This window comes from Alteromonas sp. DYW1, assembly GCF_059752595.1.
This window is the reverse complement of sequence record NZ_CM186038.1, coordinates 500576-519084: the sequence shown is the minus strand read 5'-3', so window position 1 is coordinate 519084 and position 18509 is coordinate 500576. Positions and strand designations below refer to the sequence as shown.

The window sequence follows — 18509 nt, the reverse complement described above, 5'->3', positions numbered from 1 at the left end:
CGCGATTAATTCGCAAACAAATAATCGACCGTCATATTGGTCAGCAAGTCCACGCCAAGACGCATGCCGCTATCGTCAACATAAAATTCTGGGGTGTGGTGTGCTGGAGCATCTTCAGCCTTCACATCTAAAGGCTTGCCGCCAACCCAAAGATAGACACCAGGCACCTGCTCTTGGAAAAAAGAAAAATCTTCAGCGCCAGTAACGGGTTTCGAATGTAACGCATTCGCCTCCCCTGCGGTGCGCTGAATGGTCGGTAACATCGCAGCCATCAACTCTGGATCATTAAAGGTAATAGGATAGTTATAGTCAAGCGGCAAGGTTACCTCAGCAGTAGCACGCATACTTTCAGCTATCGCATGCACTTTGCGCGGTAATGCTTCGTAGATATGATCACGGGCCTGCTGATTAAGCGTACGTATGGTACCCACCATTTCAACTTCACTTGGAATAATGTTCGAGCGATTGCCACCATGGATTGAGCCAATAGTGATCACAGCCGCATCGTCAATTAGCTTTAACTCACGACTCACAATGGTTTGCAGACCCATAATTACTTGTGCCGCAGTTGTAACTGGGTCAACGCTCAACCAAGGATACGCGCCGTGTGCCTGTTTACCGTTGATTACCACTTTAAACGGATCAACCGCTGCCATAACACCACCGGCGCGATAGCGTACTTTTCCAACATCGGTGTCAGCACTGATATGCAGCCCGAAAATCGCATCCACATCGGGATTCTTCAGCACACCTTCTTGTACCATAACCTCAGCGCCACCGGTTTCTCCCGCTGGCGAACCTTCCTCGGCAGGCTGAAAAATGAACTTAACCTGACCACGCAGTTGGTCCTTAACATCAACCAAAATTTTCGCTGCTCCCATCAGCATTGCCATATGGGTATCGTGCCCACAAGCATGCATCACAGGTACATCATTCCCATTGAACTCGCCCCGTTGTACCGAGCGATAGGGCAAATCATTTTGCTCCAAAACAGGTAGCCCATCCATGTCCGCCCTTAAGGCAACGACTGGACCGGGCTTACCACTATCTAATACTGCTACCACACCGGTTTTAGCCACGCCTGTCTGAACTTGCAATCCAAGATCGCGCAAATATTTCTCAATATAAGCTGCCGTTTTGAACTCTCGATTAGACAATTCCGGAAATTCATGAAAATGGTGTCGCCAGTTAATAACTTGCGCTTCAATCTCGCCGCTCATTGCGTTGAGTTGAGTAGGCGTGGGCTTAGCTGCTGCGTTGAAGGTACAAATGCCAACAATAAGAGATAAGACGATTTTTTTCATGAGACAGCTCAACAAGAAGTGGATAACTAGAGATTACCTTATCATCTGCCCAACCCCAAATAAAAAAGCCATGTATTTCACATGGCTTTAACGGACTGCATTGAAATGGTAACTTAGCTCTTCTGCCGCTTCATGGAATCAAAGAATTCATTATTGGTTTTACTCATTGCTAAACGGTTAATGAGAAACTCCATCGCGTCAATTTCCGACATCTCGTGTACGATCTTGCGCAAGATCCACATTTTTTGCAGCTCATCCTGCGTGGTCAGCAATTCTTCACGACGTGTACCTGAGCGATTAAAATCGATCGCCGGGAACACCCGTTTTTCAGCAATCTTACGATTGAGGTGCAGCTCCATATTACCGGTACCTTTAAACTCTTCATAGATAACTTCATCCATTTTCGAGCCGGTATCAATAAGTGCAGTGGCAATAATTGTTAAGCTTCCACCCTCTTCAACATTTCGAGCCGCACCGAAAAAACGCTTCGGTTTATGCAATGCATTTGCGTCAACACCACCCGTTAATACTTTGCCGGAAGAAGGAATAACCGTGTTGTAAGCGCGTGCTAAACGCGTGATGGAATCCAACAATATCACTACATCTTTTTTGTGCTCGACTAGTCGTTTGGCTTTTTCGATAACCATTTCTGCCACTTGTACGTGACGACTGGCCGGTTCATCAAAAGTTGATGCAACAACCTCGCCTTGTACCAAGCGTTGCATTTCCGTTACTTCTTCCGGGCGCTCGTCGATCAACAACACCATCAATTGGCATTCTGGATGATTAGCAGCAATGGATTGCGCAATGTTCTGCAAGAGTAGTGTTTTACCTGCTTTTGGCGGCGCGACAATCAAGCCCCGTTGGCCTCGACCAATCGGAGAGGCTAGGTCTAAAACCCGTGCAGTAATATCTTCGGTGCTACCGTTTCCGCGCTCCATGCGCAACCGTTCATTGGCGTGTAACGGGGTTAAGTTTTCAAACAAAATCTTATTGCGTGAATTTTCAGGCTTATCAAAATTGACTTCTCTGATTTTCAATAACGCAAAGTAGCGCTCACTGTCTTTTGGTGGACGAATTTTTCCTGCGATGGTATCACCCGTGCGCAAATTAAAGCGCCGGATTTGACTAGGCGATACGTAAATATCATCGGGCCCAGCCAAGTAGGATGAATCTGCAGAGCGCAAGAAGCCAAACCCATCTTGCAAAATTTCTAGCACACCATCGCCAAATATATCTTCACCGCTTTTAGCGTGTGCTTTTAGGATTGAGAAAATTATGTCTTGCTTACGTGCGCGAGCCATGTTCTCGAGGCCCATTTCTTCGGCCAACGCAACCAGCTCACTGATAGGTTTATTCTTAAGTTCTGTTAAATTCATATTGGTGGGTCTTTGTACGTAAACGCTATTGTGCGTATTCTTTTTTTCGAAAAGAGTTTTATAAAGCTCAGATTTGAAAGAAAATTGGAAAGCTCTGGTTTGAGCTGTAAGAAACTTAGCACCATATTTACAATTCGTCTAGTCTGATGACTGAATATGGCGAAAATTATTGTATTTATTACAGTATATCCTTGTTTTATGGGGCCAGCGCCACTATTTAACACTATGAGTGGATAATAGTAAGCATATTTCGTAGCCAAGCGATGCGCCAGACAACTGATGCTATGATCCAAAGTGACCAAGACAAACAATAAACTTCAAAGGCTATTTACAAGGTACTTATGACGCTTCCTATTCTTGCCATCATCTGCGGACTCATTGTGTTGTTGTGGAGTGCGGGGAAATTTGTTGATGGCGCGGCTGCTACTGCACGTTATCTGGGCATGTCGCCACTATTAATCGGCATGCTGATCATTGGTTTCGGTACTTCTGCACCGGAAATGATAGTTTCAGCATTTGCAGCAAGCCAAGGTAACCCAGGCCTAGCCTTGGGTAATGCTTATGGTTCAAATATTGCGAATATCGCGTTGATTCTTGGGATCACTGCTTTGATCAGTCCCATCGCCGTAAAGTCTGAAGTGTTACGTAAAGAACTGCCCCTGTTACTCGGCATAACCTTGTTTTCAGTCTATCAATTACTTGACCGAGAGGTTTCCCACGATGACGCCTTTGCGTTGCTCGGAATTTTTGCTGGATTGATGGCATGGAGTATTTATTCTGGCATGAAAGGTGGGGAGGATGCTCTGGCTGACGATGTTGCCGCGGAAATCCCGGAGCATCAGCCGTTAAAGAAAAGCCTTATCTCACTAGGAATTGGCTTGATCCTTTTAATTGCCAGTTCGCGCTTACTGGTATGGGGGGCGGTTGATATTGCCACAGCCTTTGGGGTCAGTGATGTAATTATTGGCCTAACCATCATTGCAATTGGCACATCATTACCTGAATTAGCCGCCGCCTTGGTCGCCGTAAAAAAAGGGGAGCACGAATTGGCGCTGGGCAATGTGATCGGCTCGAATCTATTTAATACGCTGGGTGTCGTAGGCCTGGCCGGTATTATTGCCCCCATGCAAGTGGATGCTTCATTCCTGTATCGCGACGCTTTATTGATGATCGGGCTAACGGTAGCTTTGTTTATTTCTTGTGTTGGGATTAAAGGGCCCGGTAAAGTGAACCGTGTTGAGGGCGGCATTTTTACTGCGGTGTATATCGGTTATATGTATTTCCTCGTGATGGCGTCATTCTGACCGAGCCCTATTACGCAGCAAAAAAAAAGCCCTTTTTCGAGGGCTTTTTTTATTTATTTCAAAACCAGTCTTTTCGTTTAGATGTGCTCGTTCAAGAACTCTTCTAGTTGAGTCTTAGACAACGCCCCAACTTTAGTTGCAGCAACGTTACCATCTTTGAATAATAACAATGTAGGAATACCACGAATGCCATATTTTGGCGGAGTTTCGTTATTTTCATCGACATTCAGTTTACCAACTGTTAACTTGCCTTCGTATTCACCAGCAATATCTTCTAAGATAGGTGCAATCATTTTACAGGGGCCACACCACTCAGCCCAGAAGTCAACCAGCACAGGACCCGCAGCATTGATAACATCTGCTTCGAACTTATCATCAGTTAACTGGATAATTTTGTCGCTCATTCTTTTCTCCGTTAATGGTCTGTTGCTGATACTTTTTCAGCACTCCCATAAGTGTTATATAGAATCTGTTTTTAATGCAAGCACTGATAAGCTATAAGCTATGCAAACAACTCATTTAACGACCACACATTTTTCTGAATTACCGATCCATAAAGACGTGATCGCTGCGCTTGATGCCGCTAATTTCAAACATTGTACCCCAATTCAGGCCCTTAGCCTGCCACCTAGTCTCGAAGGGCTAGATGTTGCTGGCCAAGCGCAAACGGGTACCGGTAAAACCATCGCGTTTTTAGTCGCCACTTTTCATCATCTATTGTCAAACCCAGCGGATAAGTCCTCTGCGCCGCGTGCCATTATTATGGCACCAACACGTGAACTAGCCGTTCAGATTTATAACGATGCAGAGCTACTAAGCAAGCACACTGGCTTGACGCTTGGTCTGATATATGGGGGCGAAGGATACCAAAGTCAACGTGAAAAACTAGAAAAGGGTGTAGATATTATCATTGGCACCACTGGGCGGATCTTAGATTATTACAAACAAGGTGTATTTTCCCTGGCGAATATACAAGTTGCAGTATTAGATGAGGCTGATCGCATGTTCGATCTTGGCTTTATCAAAGACATTCGCTACTTACTCCGCCGCATGCCAAAGCCCAGTGAACGCTTGAGTATGTTATTTTCAGCCACTTTGAGCTTTAAAGTACAAGAGCTTGCTTATGAGCATATGAATAGCCCAATCCATGTGCAAGTTGAACCCGAGCAAATGACAGCGACACGGGTGCAAGAAGAACTGTTCTATCCTTCGGATGAAGATAAAGTCAAACTGCTTCTCACCTTGCTGGAGGAGGAATGGCCCGACAAAGCCATTGTCTTTGCCAATACCAAACACAGTTGCGAGCAAGTGGAAGCATGGCTAAAAGCCGATGGTCATCGTGTTGGCATGCTCTCAGGTGATGTCCCGCAGAAAAAACGCCTCGGCATATTGGACAAATTTACCCGTGGCGAGCTGGATATTTTAGTCGCCACAGACGTTGCTGCGCGCGGCTTACATATCGACAAGGTGACGCACGTATTCAACTATGACCTACCCGATGATGCGGAGGACTATGTGCATCGAATCGGACGCACCGGTCGTGCGGGTCAAAGTGGTCATGCCATCAGCTTTGCCTGTGAAAAGTACGCGCTAAACCTGCCCGCAATCGAAGAATACATTAAGCATTCCATCCCCGTGACAGACTATGATGCGTCGGCACTCTTGGATGACATACAAAAACCCAAATTCCAGCATAAGCGACGTCCCACTGAACGCGGGAAAGGACGTTCTCCTCAAGGCGGACGCAACAAACGCCACGGCGGAGGTCGGGGAGCGCGGTAGCGATGGATAATACATTTGGTTTACCAACGTTACGCGGTGAGTATTACGCCGCTGTAGACCTAGGCTCAAATAGTTTTCATATGGTGGTCGTGCACGTGATCAACGGCAACGTGCAGATCGTCGGAAAAATCAAACAAAAAGTACGCTTGGCTGCTGGCCTAGATGACAACATGAATTTGGATAATGCCAGTATGGAGCGCGGATGGAATTGCCTGCGCTCCTTTGCTGAGCGTTTACAAGATATCCCACGTTCGAACATTCGCATTGTCGCTACAGCCACGTTACGACTGGCGCAAAATGCGCACGCTTTTTTGCATCAGGCAGAACAAATCCTTGACCACCCTATTAACGTTATCAGTGGCGAAGAAGAAGCTCGGCAAATATACCTCGGCGTGGCCTATACCTCAGCCAATCAAGGTAGCAGTCTAGTGATTGATATCGGCGGTGCAAGTACCGAAATTATTTTTGGTAATGACATGACGCCGATTGTTGAGAATAGCTTAGATATGGGGTGTGTTACCTTTATGGATCGCTATTTTGGCGATGGTCATTTATCTGAAGCTAATTTTGCCGCAGCCCAAGCAGCTGCTACCCAATTGCTGGAATGCGTGAAAGAAGAGTATCTGTGCTTTGACTGGCGCAACTGCTTAGGTGCATCAGGCACTCCACAAGCGATCATTGAAATTTTAGTCAATCAACGGATCAGTGATTCTATTCGGCTTGATTATCTGTATCAATTGCGCCAGCAGTGTATTGACTGTGGCAACATGGAAGCACTCGATATTGACGGCTTAAGCGATGCTCGCAGAGCCATTTTCCCAAGTGGTCTCGCGATCCTAATCAGCTTGTTCGAGCAGCTTAATATCGCGGAAATGAATATTTCCGGAGGCGCACTGCGGGAAGGTCTGATCTACGGCATGCTGGATACCATGCAAGATAATGATCGGCGCACCCAAACCCTAAACCAAACCATGCAGCGATTCCGCATTGATGTTGAGCATGCACGCACTGTACACAAGATCGCTGCGGGATTATCCAAACAGGTGTGTGAGCAAACCGGGATTTGTAATTTTGATACCGATGCGGTGTTAAAAGCCGCCTGTATGTTGCACGAATTGGGCCTGCATATTGACTACAAACTGTATCATCAACATGGCGCCTATGTACTGTCACACATTGATTTACCTGGCTATACCTTATTGCAGAAAACGACTATCCGCCACCTGGTCAGTAACCATAGGCAGGCAGTAAATCTAGACGATTTTCTTGGCTACCACGAAGAAGTTAAGCCCATGGTACTCAATTTATTACGCGTCCTTAGAATTGCTGTGGTGCTCTCAATTCGACGTGCTAATTTAGATCTACCAATGATCACGCTAAGTCTAGACGCTGACCATTGGCGCATGGAGTTTCCAGCTGATTGGCTTAAAGCACATCCATTGCTAAAAGCCGAACTGAACAATGAAGCATGGCTGAGCCACAAAGCAGGTTGGCAGTTAAGTTTTATTTAGTCCGCAGGTAATCTGCAGCTTGTTTGGCGAAATAGGTCAATATGCCGTCTGCCCCAGCGCGTTTAAAGGCGAGTAAGGATTCCAGTACCACCGGCTCCTCAGCTAACCAGCCGTTGGCGAATGCCGCTTTGTGCATGGCATATTCGCCACTCACTTGGTAGGCAAAGGTAGGTACAGCGAACTGTTCCTTGCAGCGGCGCACGACATCCAAATATGGCATTCCCGGTTTAACCATCACCATATCCGCACCCTCTGCGATATCCAAGGCTATCTCACGCATCGCCTCATCCGTATTAGCCGGATCCATTTGATACGTTTTCTTATCTGCCCCTTTTAGATTGGCAGCTGAACCAACCGCATCACGAAATGGACCGTAATAGTGTGAAGCATATTTCGCCGAGTACGCCATAATGCAAGTGTGAATGTGCCCTTGCTGTTCTAAGGCACTGCGAATTGCACCGATACGCCCATCCATCATATCTGATGGAGCAACGATATCGGCTCCGGCTTCAGCATGACTCAGCGCTTGTTTGATCAGTACCGCTGTAGTTTCATCATTGAGTACATAACCGTCATCATCCAGCAGCCCATCCTGCCCATGACTAGTAAAAGGATCTAAGGCGACATCAGTGATCACTGACATTTCAGGAAAGCGCTGCTTAATACTCCGCACAGCAGATTGCGCCAGACCGTTCTCGGCATAGGCATGCTCAGCGGTCAACGACTTGTTCTCAGCGGGCGTAACTGGAAACAGCGCCAGTGTTTTTACGCCGAGCGCGAGTAACTGTTCACATTCATGCATTAACAGATCAACTGAAAGACGCTCAATACCTGGCATTGATGCAATAGTCTCCCGTGCTTGTTTGCCGGGCAACACGAACATCGGATAGATCAAATCGTTACAAGTTAAGTGATGCTCACTGACGAGGTCTCTAAGGGATGCCGAGCGGCGCAACCGACGCATACGAGTGGCTGGGAACTGAGAGTTTGATTGCATAACTAGGATTCCTGAGATTTTTTACTAAAGGCTCTATTGATCACGCAGTTACGGCCATTACGCTTAGCATCGTAAAGTAAACCATCGGCAAATTCGACAAGGTCGTTTTCTTGCCCCTCACTGGCAATCGTAGCAGCAGTGACCCCCGCGCTTAACGTTACCGATATGGATTGACTGTCGGTCTCAATAGGGGTTTTCTCTACGGCTTTGCGGATCTCTTCTAACAGTTGGGTTGCACCTAACAGATCGGTGTTAGGTAATATAAACGCAAATTCTTCACCGCCATAGCGGCAGACTTCATCACTAGGGCGTTTTAACTGGCTTTTGATGATTTGAGCAATTTGCTGCAAACACTCGTCACCGGCAATGTGCCCATAATCATCATTGACTTGCTTAAAGTGGTCAACGTCAAGCATGGCAATGGCTAACGGTGTTTGCTCACGACGACTCCGACGACTTTCTGCGAGTAAACGCTTGTCGAAGTGGCGACGATTTGGCAAGGAAGTCAACTGGTCCATTGCACTGAGTTGTTCTAATTCGCGATTTGCCTCAGACAACTCCCGCAACGCTATTTCTAGCTCGAGTGTGCGCTCCTGTACGTTGTACTCGAGCTCGTCTTGACTTTGTTGTTGTACGCGGATGAGTTCATCTTTGGCTTTGGTTGCGGCTTGCTCCTGTTCGAGTGCCAAGGCTTGGGCAGCTGACAAGCTATCGCGCTGCTGCGAATAGCGCATGGCGAGGATTAAACCTAACAATACGGTTTCAATTGATGCTCCGAATATGAGGATATAATGCGATGATATCGGTAACTCCACTAGGTCCAGATTGTCGAGTGTGGCTGAAAATCCGCTCAATAATAAAAATGACCAAGCCAGCGTGTAATACCTAGCAACTTCACTGCCTCGCACAGATAACCATATCCCACAGGCGAGAATCGCAATGACTGCAGACAGCAGCATTAGCATAAACACTTTAATAACGATTTCGTACGGAGCTAAACAGCTAACGACCGCATACATGGCAAAGATTACCGCCAACACTTGCAACGTTTTATTGACTCGCTTGCTATAACTAGCAACATCTAGTGTTTGATACGAAAAAACTACCGCAAAACATAACGTTAGTGACGCAAATATAGCAATGGCGCGCGCTTGTATGAAGGTATTGTTAGGCCACAAATACTGAAACGCAAAACCATGCAAAGTTGCAATTGTCACGCCTAGCCCAAGCACATACCCCGTATACACAAGAAAAGTGACGCTTCGGGTCGTGATAAAAAAGAATAGATTGCTGATAGCCATTGCAACCATGAAGCCAAAAAACAATGCCATGATGCTGGCGTGCTTGGTGGAGTCTGCGATGTAATCGGTACTTTGCCAAACACTGACAGGAAACCGCACGGTTCCAGTGGTCTTAACCCGTGCATATACCCAAGCCACATCGGCGGCATCATGCAGGGGTACCAGAAATAACGGATGCGGGATGGGACGCTCAGAGAAGGCTAACGTATCCCCCATTTGGTAACGTTTGATAACAGCAGCCTCATTATACTTTGCGGGCTCAGCGACTAAATACAGGGTGAGCTCGTCTAGCATCGGGTAATCAATTTCAATGATGAAATCTCCGTCATCTTGGCGTTTCACTCGCTCGGGGAGCTGAAAACGAAACCAAAACGCGGCAGTATTCATGCCCAGTGAACTGTCCTTGCCAATGCTCTGCCACTGCTCATTTGAAAGTTGAAAAACATCTGACAGCTGTAAATTAGCTGAGTTATCCAGTACATACTCAATGGCTGAAATACTGTTCTGTTGCTTTTGCACCAAACTAAAAAATACCAACCCCCACACGACAACAAATGCGACAGCGCTAATAATACCGAATCGCCAGCGCTGTCGGGTTGCATCGATTGAAATAGATTTGGCATTAGTTGGGATCATGTTTACGCCATAAAAGCTCAGTAGTATTGATGATACTCGCTTGATTGACTTCTTCAACACTGATGTTTTTTATTTCAGCAATCATTTCAGCGATATAGGGTAAATTTGCGGGTGTATTGTTGCGCGCTCTTGGCTTTAACCCTTTAGGGAAAAGATACGGTGCGTCAGTTTCAATAATGAGGCGTTCGAGTGGGAGGTGGGTGATTGCCTCACGTAATTCAGTCCCTCGTTTGGGATCGCACAGCCACCCCGTAATCCCAATAAAAAAGCCTAAGTCCAAGTACGCCTTTAAGTGTTCCTTGTGGGAAGTAAAGCAGTGCACAAAGCCAGCCTTCAAACGCTGCTGATACGCTTGCAACAGCGCATACTGCTGCGCAAACGCATCGCGTTCATGCAAATATACGGGCAGCCCTAATTCGCACGCCAGCTCCAACTGTTGCTCAAATACGCGTAATTGCCCTGCCTGACTGGAAAACATTCGATTAAAATCAAGACCACACTCACCGACCGCAGCAACGGGCGACTCGCTCAGATGCTTACGTAAGTTTTCTAACCAACGCTGGCTAACCTGATCGGCGTTGTGTGGATGCACACCAAGCGTGCAACAGAGCGCGTCAGGGTATTGCTGGCTCCAAGTGAGACATTGCTGCCATTCACTTTCTTGCGTGGCAATGATGCATAAACGATCAACGCCATTGGCTTGAGCTTGAGCAAGCGTTTCTGCCAGTGGCATACGCTTGTCAAAACAGTTAACCCCGGCGTCAAACCAACGCATTGGTTACTCGTCCCTTTTGACCTTCATGCGTTTATTCACATCATCAGTACTGAGATAAAAGGCCCCAAGTACGCCTCGCTCAACATAAACCGTATCGCCAACTGACACTTTGAGTGTGCTGCTATCCTGCTGCCGCCAGCGCTGCCCATTATCCAATGTAATCAAGCGCTTGCGCCGAGCATCCGTACTGATCTTGGTGATCACGGCATACAACTTTTGGATCATCGCATCGGTATCTTGTCGATGCTCCAATCCAAACTGAGATTCTGCATTATTGGCTGGTACTACTGGCGCTTCTACCATAGGGCGCGTTGGAGATGCTGGCTGAGGCGCATTTACCTTGGCCGCAGGCGGGTTCACCACGGCCGAGGGTAATACTATCTCGCCCCCCTTGTACTCGCGCACAGACTTGGCCACACGATCATAGCAGACAAGGCGTTGCAAACTGTTAGATTCAGCGCTACAACGCTGAATAGCATCCTGCAATGTCTGTGACTGTGCAGAGGCTGAGGCACAAAAGGCACCAGAAATAACCGTTGTAATAATCAAGCTTAATGCACGCAAAGAAACTCGTTTCATGTACTTTCCTGTTGTTGTTTTTTTGCCGAGTATAGACCGCCCACGACCACACCAAGTTCAAATAAAAGCCACATGGGCAGGGCTAAAAGAGTTTGTGATATTACATCCGGTGGCGTTAACAGCATACCGACAACAAAGACCCCTACAATCACATAAGGTCGCTTTGCACGCAGCGAGTTAGCGTCGGTAACACCAGTCCAACACATGAGGATGATCGCAATTGGAATTTCAAACGACAAACCAAATGCGAAGAACAGTTTTAACACAAAGTTGAGGTAGCTATTGATATCCGTGCTAACCAAAACACCTTCCGGTGCGACACTGTTAAAAAACGCAAAAGCGAGTGGAAACACAACAAAATACGCGAAGGCCATCCCTGCATAAAACAACAGAGTACTGGACAAAAGTAAGGGTGCCACCAAACGTTTTTCGTTTTGATACAGTCCCGGTGCTACAAATCCCCACACCTGATACAAGATATAAGGAATAGCAATGAAGAACGCCAAGACCATCGTTAACTTAAACGGCGCAAAAAAGGGCGAAGCCACATCAGTTGCAATCATATTGGCGCCTTCTGGCATGGTTGCCAATAGCGGCTGTGCAAGTAAATGATAAAGATCTTGGGCGAAATAGGCTAAGCCTAAGAACACCACTAAGACACTCAATAGTGCTTTCAGGATCCGACTACGTAACTCAATTAGGTGAGATATAAGGTTATTTTCAGGATTTTGCATGCGTATCTTGCTGAGTTTCCGACGCAGCAGCACCCGCGGGATCATCCTTCACCTGCGCTGGTTTTGACTTATACGGTTGTTGTACTGACTCTGCAGCAGCTTTTAGCTCAGCTACACTGCGTTGCAATTCGGGTGACAGGTTTTGCATATCCATCGACTCAGCCTTGCGTAAATTTTCATGCAATTCATGGATGCGCAATTGCTCATCCATTTCTGCCTTAAAACCACTGGCCATCGACTTTACGCTACGAATTGTCCGGGCGGTCGAACGGATAGCACCGGGCAGCCGCTCGGGCCCAAGCACTAATAACGCCATTACACCAATGACCAACAATTCCCAGAAGCCAATATCAAACATAGATTTTACGCGTCAGTTTTATCTGCTTTTTTCGCTTGTGCTGTAGCCTGTTTCTCATCTTTCTCGGCTACTTTTTTCGGTTCTTCAAAGTCAGCATCTTGATCGTTCACGGCTTTCTTAAAGCCCTTAACCGCCGAGCCTAGGTCACTACCCATGCCGCGTAATTTCTTGGTGCCAAATAAGAGAACAACAATCACTAAAATGATCAGTAATTGCCAGAGACTAATTCCACCCATACTTCACCCACTATTGGTATCTAAAATGCATACTCCGCATTGTGTCACAACCCACCTATCCATTGCTACGAAGATTTGCCATTATAGTTATAAGATGGTCGCAGAAATTGGCTTATTCGTATGTTGGTTTTTACAAAATGAAACATCCTTGTGGCGGATATCGCAGAGCGCTAATTATTACAGGCCTTTTCAGCTTGCTGCCCTGCTTTGCACTCGCGCAAGAGCTAGAGTCCGACCACGTTAATGACGCGTGGTTTGATACTTGGCATGCCCAATTTGAAACGGCAATGGATAGTACGGCGCAAGATTTGGATGCGTTTTTTGCGTTAGCCAATGACCGTTCACATGAAGATGCGCGCGCATCTGGCCGGATCCGATTGGGCTGGGAACCTCGCAGCCGAGACTTTGCTGAATTTGACGTGCGATTTAGAGTTAGAGTCAAGCTCCCTGCACTGAAGAACCGGGTTGATTTACTCCTCACTGATGATGAAGATGACTTGGATGAAAACAGCGTCAAAGCGACTCGCAACGATCAATTAGGCCGACGTGATCAAACCACCCTATCTTTGCGCTTCAGACGGAGTCCAGATGCCAAATTGTCTCATCGAATAGGCTTTGGACGCCGTGATCAGGTATTTGTTAAAAGCCGTTACCGCAACCATTACGATATCGATTCAGTCAATGCATTGTTTTATGACGCTGAAGTGTACTACTACAATCGCGACCGATTGGGCGGTGAGCTCGGCTTGACCTATCAACACCTTGTTGATGATCACACCCTCTGGCGGCTCAATAACCGCTATTATTACCGTGACAATAGCAACGATTGGCGTTGGCGTCATGAGGCACAATGGTTGAGCCAAACGAGTGCTAATAGTGCCTTTATTTACACTTTATTTGTCGAAGGATTAAGTCGCCCCAATATGCACACCGAGCAAGTGTTCACTAGTGTACGCTGGCGCACAAATCCCACCAGAAACTGGCTATTCTATGAAGTCGAACCTTTTGTGCTATGGCTCAAGGAGGAAGACTTCAAGCCATCTTACGGCATTGCATTACGACTTGAAGTCCACTACGGGCGCACCTGACTAAGGGCGTAACGCCTTTTCGCCCCGCGCCAGTCCGCAAACCCCAGTACGTGAAGATTCAATAATCTCAGTACTTTGCGCGAGCGTTGCCGCAAATGCATCGAGCTTATCGGAAGTTCCAGTCACTTCAATGGTGTAATTGGCGGCGTTGACATCCACAATTCGCGCCCGAAAAATATCCACATTGCGTTTGACTTCTGCGCGCGCCAATTCGGTTCTAGTGGCCACTTTGATCAACATTAACTCACGCTCAACATGTGCGCCTTCCGTCAAATCAACAACCTTTAGCACATCAATCAGTTTATTCACCTGTTTGGTGATTTGCTCAATCACTTTATCATCCCCATGAGTGATGATGGTAAGGCGCGATAAACTCGGGTCATCCGTTGGTGCAACACATAATGAGTCAACGTTATAGCCACGCTGCGAGAAAACTCCCACAATCCGAGACAGCGCACCAGGAGCATTTTCCATTAATACTGAAATAATTCGTTTCATTAGGTACGCTCCGTTTTGCTTAATCGCATATCATCCATGGCACCCCACTTAATTTGCATTGGGTAAACATGTTCATTTTGGTCAACTGCAATATCCATAAAGACTAAGCGATCGGTAAGCGCGAAACACTCCTGCATGGCTGCATCTAAATCTTCTAGTCGATCGACTTTCATCCCTACGTGACCATAGGCCTCGGCCAATTTGACGAAGTCAGGCATAGAATCCATGTAACTGTGTGAGTGACGACCTTTGTAGATCATGTCTTGCCACTGACGCACCATGCCCAGCGCGCGGTTATTTAACGAAATGATTTTGATCGGCAAGTTATATTGCAAACAGGTCGATAGCTCTTGAATATTCATCTGGATACTACCGTCGCCGGTAATAACTACCGATGTGGAGTCTGGATGCGCAAACTGCACCCCCATAGCAGCAGGTAGGCCAAAGCCCATGGTGCCCAATCCACCCGAGTTTATCCACTGCCGAGGCTTCGCGAATGGGTAATACAAAGCCGCAAACATTTGATGCTGACCAACATCAGAACTGATGTAAGCTTCACCGTTAGTGTGCTTATACACCGCTTCGACAACCTTTTGCGGCTTGATAACCGAGCTTGAATCCTGATACTTCAAACATTGACGCGCGCGCCATTGGGCAATTTGCGCCCACCAATCTTGTAAGCGAGTGCTTTGTTGTGACAGATCTCGTTCAGCTAACTCTGCAAGAAACTGCTCACAAACTTTGTCTACGGCCCCCACAACAGGGATATGCGCATTTACCGTTTTCGAAATCGATGCCGGATCAATGTCCACATGAATGATGGTGGCATGCGGGCAAAACTTATCCACATTATTGGTGACCCGGTCATCAAAACGTGCACCCAAAGCGACGATACAATCAGAGTTATGCATCGACTTATTGGCTTCAAGGGTGCCGTGCATTCCTAACATACCTAAACTCTGGTCATGAGTGCCAGAAAAAGCCCCTAGCCCCATCAGGGTGCAGGTAACCGGTGCTTTTAACAATTCAGCCAGCTCCGTTACTTGGGCTGAAGCATTAGCATTGATCGCTCCACCACCCACGTATAAAACAGGACGCTCAGCATTGACGATAGCTTCCACAGCCTTTTTGATTTGCTTGCGATGACCGCGTTCAGTTGGATTATATGAACGCATACTAACGTCATCGGGAAATACATAGGGATGCGACTCTTGCACATTGACGAGGTCTTTTGGCAGATCAACCACAACAGGCCCCGGACGACCGCTATTGGCGATGTAATAGGCTTTGGCGATAGCCATCGGTATATCTTCAGTGCGCTTGACTAGAAAACTGTGTTTAACTACCGGGCGCGAACAACCGACCATATCAGTCTCCTGAAACGCATCCTCACCAATATGCATACTCGGTACCTGGCCCGACAATACGACCATCGGGATGCTGTCCATATAGGCTGTAGCAATGCCAGTCAGCGTATTGGTTGCACCTGGCCCAGAAGTCACCAAAACAGTGCCGGTCTTGCCTGTCGAACGCGCGTAACCGTCGGCCATGTGCGCTGCTGCTTGCTCATGACGCACTAAGACATGTTTGACATGATCTTGCGCAAACAGCGCGTCATAAATGTCCAAAACAGCACCACCTGGGTACCCGAATACGTGGGTTACGCCAACATCTTTGAGCGCCTCTACCACCATGGCTGCGCCTGACATCATTTTCACTCGCACATCTCCTGAGGTTGGCTATTTTGCAATAGCAATGAAAACCGGAATTTCGAGTGACTATACCGAGGACAATGGGGTATTAAAACAACAGTTTGAATAATAGTGAGGCGCATATCCCAAAACAGTGAATTTTTGGGATGTTTATCCTAAAAGCACAGGACAAAACTGCACTTTTAGGGATTTTTTACATTTTATTTACATATTTTTAGGCTAAAAATCCTAATCATCGATCACGATGTCAGCATCTTCAACGTCATCAATTACGTCATCAGAATCGTCATTACTACTGACTTTACTGGAACCGTAAATATTACCCATCTTGGGTCGATTAATGCGTTTCTGATACTTAACCCATGCACGCTCCATCAAGGACTCGGGTTCACTGCGTCCATACGCAGCTTCCAAAAACGCATGGTCATCTTCTGTTTCAGGGGCTAATTTACCATCCACAAGGGCAGCCATTAGACAGCCATACTGACTCAATGCCTTGCTTTCGTTGATAGAAAAATCACCAGAACGTGAGAAACCATAAGGATAATTTTTCGGATCATTGAATAACCGTTTTAGCAAATCGATTCGAGTTAAATTCGCCATAACAATAAACCTTCCAAATCAAGGGTTAGGAAACTTTTTATTGTTGCTTTTTAGGGCGAAATTTGACTGCTGTCAAACGGGTTTTTCATTAAATTTATATGACGAAGCTAGGTTATTGTTTTTTCTTTATTTTTGGGATCCAAGCCCAAACCATTTCGCACAGGATTGGTTCTACATTCAGGGCATCCGTAACCGTTACTCGCACAGTAACCTCGCCTTTTTCGGCAGTGTGTAGCTGTTCTAGCTGCTCATCGGTTAGCTCAGCTACCGCTTGCATGTCACCAGTGGAACGCTTTACATAGCTTAAATTCATGGTTTTGATCAAAGGCAATTTATCACCCGGCAAGTTTACACCGACGATAAAACCCGTCGCTGATTCAGCCAATAAAGCCATGCCTGCTGCATGCACGCTACCAATGTGATTCTGCACCTTTTTACGATTCTTCTGCCGAAACGTCACACTTTTAAGATCGGTTTGCACGATCTCTACACCTGCCGTGCCAGCTAACTTCACTTTAAACCGAAACATCCAGGTCATTAAGCGGGAACTCAACCACGCTGGATATTGATTGACCTTGATAACAAAATTACGCAGTGGATTACCTGATACCATCGTTAAGCCCTTCTGGTTTGACCAGTTGACTGTAGCTGCTTAACCTCCGAATTGCAATCGGTATCAAGGTCTTGATAGCACGGGCGCAGGGACGCTAATTCGATATGTTAGTTTTTATTTTAGATAATTTGGAGCGGGAAACGAGACTCACACTGGCCGACACTCGGTCGCGACCCACGGGGCGCAGCAATGCTAGTTCGATAAATTAGTTTTTTACTTTAGATAATTTGGAGCGGGAAACGAGACTCGAACTCGCGACCCCAACCTTGGCAAGGTTGTGCTCTACCAACTGAGCTATTCCCGCTTTTTGGAGGTGCCTTCTTTCGAAGAGGTGCGCATTTTACAAAATTTTTGTGGGAGCGCAACCGAATTTTACAAAAATTTTTATTTTCCGTGCAAAAACCGCGCACCCTGCTGGATGACCGCATGCGCATCCTTGCTTAACACAGGACCAAGAATAAATAAAAACTCTAATCTCCTAAGAATAAGGCTGGCAACACTAAATACTCAGATAGAAAACACATGTTCGCGATAAAACTTTAATTCATCAATGGACTCTCGAATATCGTCCAAAGCAAGATGCACGTTCTTCTTGTTAAAGCCAGCTAATATCTCGGGCTGCCAACGCGCGACCAACTCTTTAATCGTGCTGACATCGACATTACGGTAATGAAAGTAGTCTTCCAAAAGTGGCATGTACTTAACCATGAAACGACGATCTTGACCGATTGAGTTCCCACATAATGGAGATTTACCTTTGGGAACATAATTTTCTAAAAATGCGATGGTTTGCTCAGCAGCTTGATTGACATCCACCGAACTTTGTCGGCAACGCTGGGTAAGTCCCGTTTTGCCGTGCGTATCAATGCACCATGGATCCATGTTATCAAGGACACTGTCCGGTTGATGTATGGCGATTACTGGGCCTTCTGCTAGGATGTTGAGTTCTGAATCCGTCACAATCGTCGCGATCTCGAGTACCACGCAGCTTTCCGGATCCAAGCCCGTCATTTCCATATCAATCCAAACCAGGTTTTTATCATTCAGCATCACAAGTACTCTCAGTAGGTAGAATAAATCGATTAAAGCGTGGCACTTC

General features: G+C 46.5%; 19 protein-coding genes and 1 tRNA gene. 4 read left to right on the top strand and 16 right to left on the bottom strand.

The features are described from left to right. Nucleotides 1-5: 5 nt before the first annotated feature. Both AC121Z_RS02365 and rho read right to left on the bottom strand, forming a co-directional pair. The gene (locus AC121Z_RS02365; RefSeq protein WP_498128122.1) at nucleotides 6-1220 is read right to left on the bottom strand and encodes an amidohydrolase; all 1215 of its coding nucleotides are present in this window, start codon (nucleotides 1218-1220) and stop codon (nucleotides 6-8) included. A gap of 197 nt (nucleotides 1221-1417) precedes the next feature. Then, nucleotides 1418-2683: a transcription termination factor Rho gene (rho, locus tag AC121Z_RS02360; protein ID WP_498126352.1), complete on the bottom strand. Its 1266-nt coding sequence runs from the start codon at nucleotides 2681-2683 to the stop codon at nucleotides 1418-1420. Nucleotides 2684-3024: 341 nt separating this feature from the next. On the opposite strand from rho, the gene AC121Z_RS02355 reads away from it, so the two are divergent. Next, on the top strand, nucleotides 3025-3987 hold the full coding sequence (locus tag AC121Z_RS02355; RefSeq protein ID WP_498126351.1) for a calcium/sodium antiporter: 963 nt from the start codon (nucleotides 3025-3027) through the stop codon (nucleotides 3985-3987). Between the two features lie 77 nt (nucleotides 3988-4064). Here the strand turns inward: AC121Z_RS02355 and trxA are convergent, their stop codons facing one another. Then, nucleotides 4065-4391, bottom strand: a complete 327-nt coding sequence (gene trxA, locus AC121Z_RS02350; RefSeq protein WP_100642744.1) for a thioredoxin TrxA — start codon at nucleotides 4389-4391, stop codon at nucleotides 4065-4067. Nucleotides 4392-4491: 100 nt separating this feature from the next. Between trxA and rhlB the strand changes: the two genes are divergently transcribed. Together rhlB and AC121Z_RS02340 are read left to right on the top strand one after the other, a co-directional pair. Continuing rightward, nucleotides 4492-5769: an ATP-dependent RNA helicase RhlB gene (gene rhlB, locus AC121Z_RS02345; RefSeq protein WP_498126349.1), complete on the top strand. Its 1278-nt coding sequence runs from the start codon at nucleotides 4492-4494 to the stop codon at nucleotides 5767-5769. Between the two features lie 2 nt (nucleotides 5770-5771). Next, nucleotides 5772-7280, top strand: a complete 1509-nt coding sequence (locus tag AC121Z_RS02340) for a Ppx/GppA phosphatase family protein (protein ID WP_498126347.1) — start codon at nucleotides 5772-5774, stop codon at nucleotides 7278-7280. Here AC121Z_RS02340 and hemB read toward each other — a convergent pair. Genes hemB through tatA form a run of 7 tightly spaced genes read right to left on the bottom strand, consistent with a single transcriptional unit; the run spans nucleotide 7273 to nucleotide 12896 of the window. Further along, nucleotides 7273-8277, bottom strand: a complete 1005-nt coding sequence (gene hemB, locus AC121Z_RS02335) for a porphobilinogen synthase (protein WP_498126345.1) — start codon at nucleotides 8275-8277, stop codon at nucleotides 7273-7275. The two genes, AC121Z_RS02340 and hemB, sit on opposite strands and share 8 nt — an antisense overlap. A 2-nt stretch (nucleotides 8278-8279) precedes the next feature. Beyond that, nucleotides 8280-10214, bottom strand: coding sequence for a sensor domain-containing diguanylate cyclase (locus tag AC121Z_RS02330; protein WP_498126343.1), 1935 nt, complete (start codon nucleotides 10212-10214; stop codon nucleotides 8280-8282). Continuing rightward, complete coding sequence (locus AC121Z_RS02325; protein ID WP_498126341.1) at nucleotides 10201-10989, bottom strand: TatD family hydrolase; 789 nt, start codon at nucleotides 10987-10989, stop codon at nucleotides 10201-10203. Before AC121Z_RS02325 ends, AC121Z_RS02330 begins: the two co-directional genes overlap by 14 nt. A 3-nt stretch (nucleotides 10990-10992) precedes the next feature. Beyond that, nucleotides 10993-11568 (bottom strand): hypothetical protein, encoded by a 576-nt coding sequence (locus tag AC121Z_RS02320; RefSeq protein WP_498126339.1) that lies wholly within the window; start codon nucleotides 11566-11568, stop codon nucleotides 10993-10995. Then, a complete protein-coding gene (gene tatC, locus AC121Z_RS02315; protein WP_498126337.1) occupies nucleotides 11565-12302 on the bottom strand; it encodes a twin-arginine translocase subunit TatC in 738 nt (245 codons plus the stop codon). Before tatC ends, AC121Z_RS02320 begins: the two co-directional genes overlap by 4 nt. Next, on the bottom strand, nucleotides 12289-12660 hold the full coding sequence (gene tatB / locus AC121Z_RS02310; protein WP_498126336.1) for a Sec-independent protein translocase protein TatB: 372 nt from the start codon (nucleotides 12658-12660) through the stop codon (nucleotides 12289-12291). The genes tatC and tatB overlap by 14 nt, the downstream gene beginning before the upstream one ends. Nucleotides 12661-12665: 5 nt before the next feature. Next, on the bottom strand, nucleotides 12666-12896 hold the full coding sequence (gene tatA / locus AC121Z_RS02305; RefSeq protein WP_498126334.1) for a Sec-independent protein translocase subunit TatA: 231 nt from the start codon (nucleotides 12894-12896) through the stop codon (nucleotides 12666-12668). Between the two features lie 137 nt (nucleotides 12897-13033). Between tatA and AC121Z_RS02300 the strand changes: the two genes are divergently transcribed. Then, nucleotides 13034-13984, top strand: a complete 951-nt coding sequence (locus AC121Z_RS02300; protein ID WP_498126332.1) for a hypothetical protein — start codon at nucleotides 13034-13036, stop codon at nucleotides 13982-13984. Here the strand turns inward: AC121Z_RS02300 and ilvN are convergent, their stop codons facing one another. The 6 genes from ilvN to orn form a co-directional block, all read right to left on the bottom strand. Next, nucleotides 13985-14482: an acetolactate synthase small subunit gene (gene ilvN / locus AC121Z_RS02295; protein ID WP_498126330.1), complete on the bottom strand. Its 498-nt coding sequence runs from the start codon at nucleotides 14480-14482 to the stop codon at nucleotides 13985-13987. Continuing rightward, nucleotides 14482-16200: an acetolactate synthase 3 large subunit gene (locus AC121Z_RS02290; protein WP_498126328.1), complete on the bottom strand. Its 1719-nt coding sequence runs from the start codon at nucleotides 16198-16200 to the stop codon at nucleotides 14482-14484. The genes ilvN and AC121Z_RS02290 overlap by 1 nt, the downstream gene beginning before the upstream one ends. 222 nt (nucleotides 16201-16422) lie before the next feature. Continuing rightward, nucleotides 16423-16797, bottom strand: coding sequence for a MaoP family protein (locus tag AC121Z_RS02285; RefSeq protein WP_498126326.1), 375 nt, complete (start codon nucleotides 16795-16797; stop codon nucleotides 16423-16425). Nucleotides 16798-16909: 112 nt separating this feature from the next. Next, the gene (locus AC121Z_RS02280; RefSeq protein WP_498126324.1) at nucleotides 16910-17410 is read right to left on the bottom strand and encodes a DUF4442 domain-containing protein; all 501 of its coding nucleotides are present in this window, start codon (nucleotides 17408-17410) and stop codon (nucleotides 16910-16912) included. A 228-nt stretch (nucleotides 17411-17638) separates the two neighbouring features. Then, nucleotides 17639-17714 (bottom strand) — tRNA-Gly (locus AC121Z_RS02275). Nucleotides 17715-17917: 203 nt separating this feature from the next. After that, on the bottom strand, nucleotides 17918-18460 hold the full coding sequence (orn, locus tag AC121Z_RS02270; RefSeq protein ID WP_498126322.1) for an oligoribonuclease: 543 nt from the start codon (nucleotides 18458-18460) through the stop codon (nucleotides 17918-17920). Nucleotides 18461-18509 lie beyond the last annotated feature (49 nt).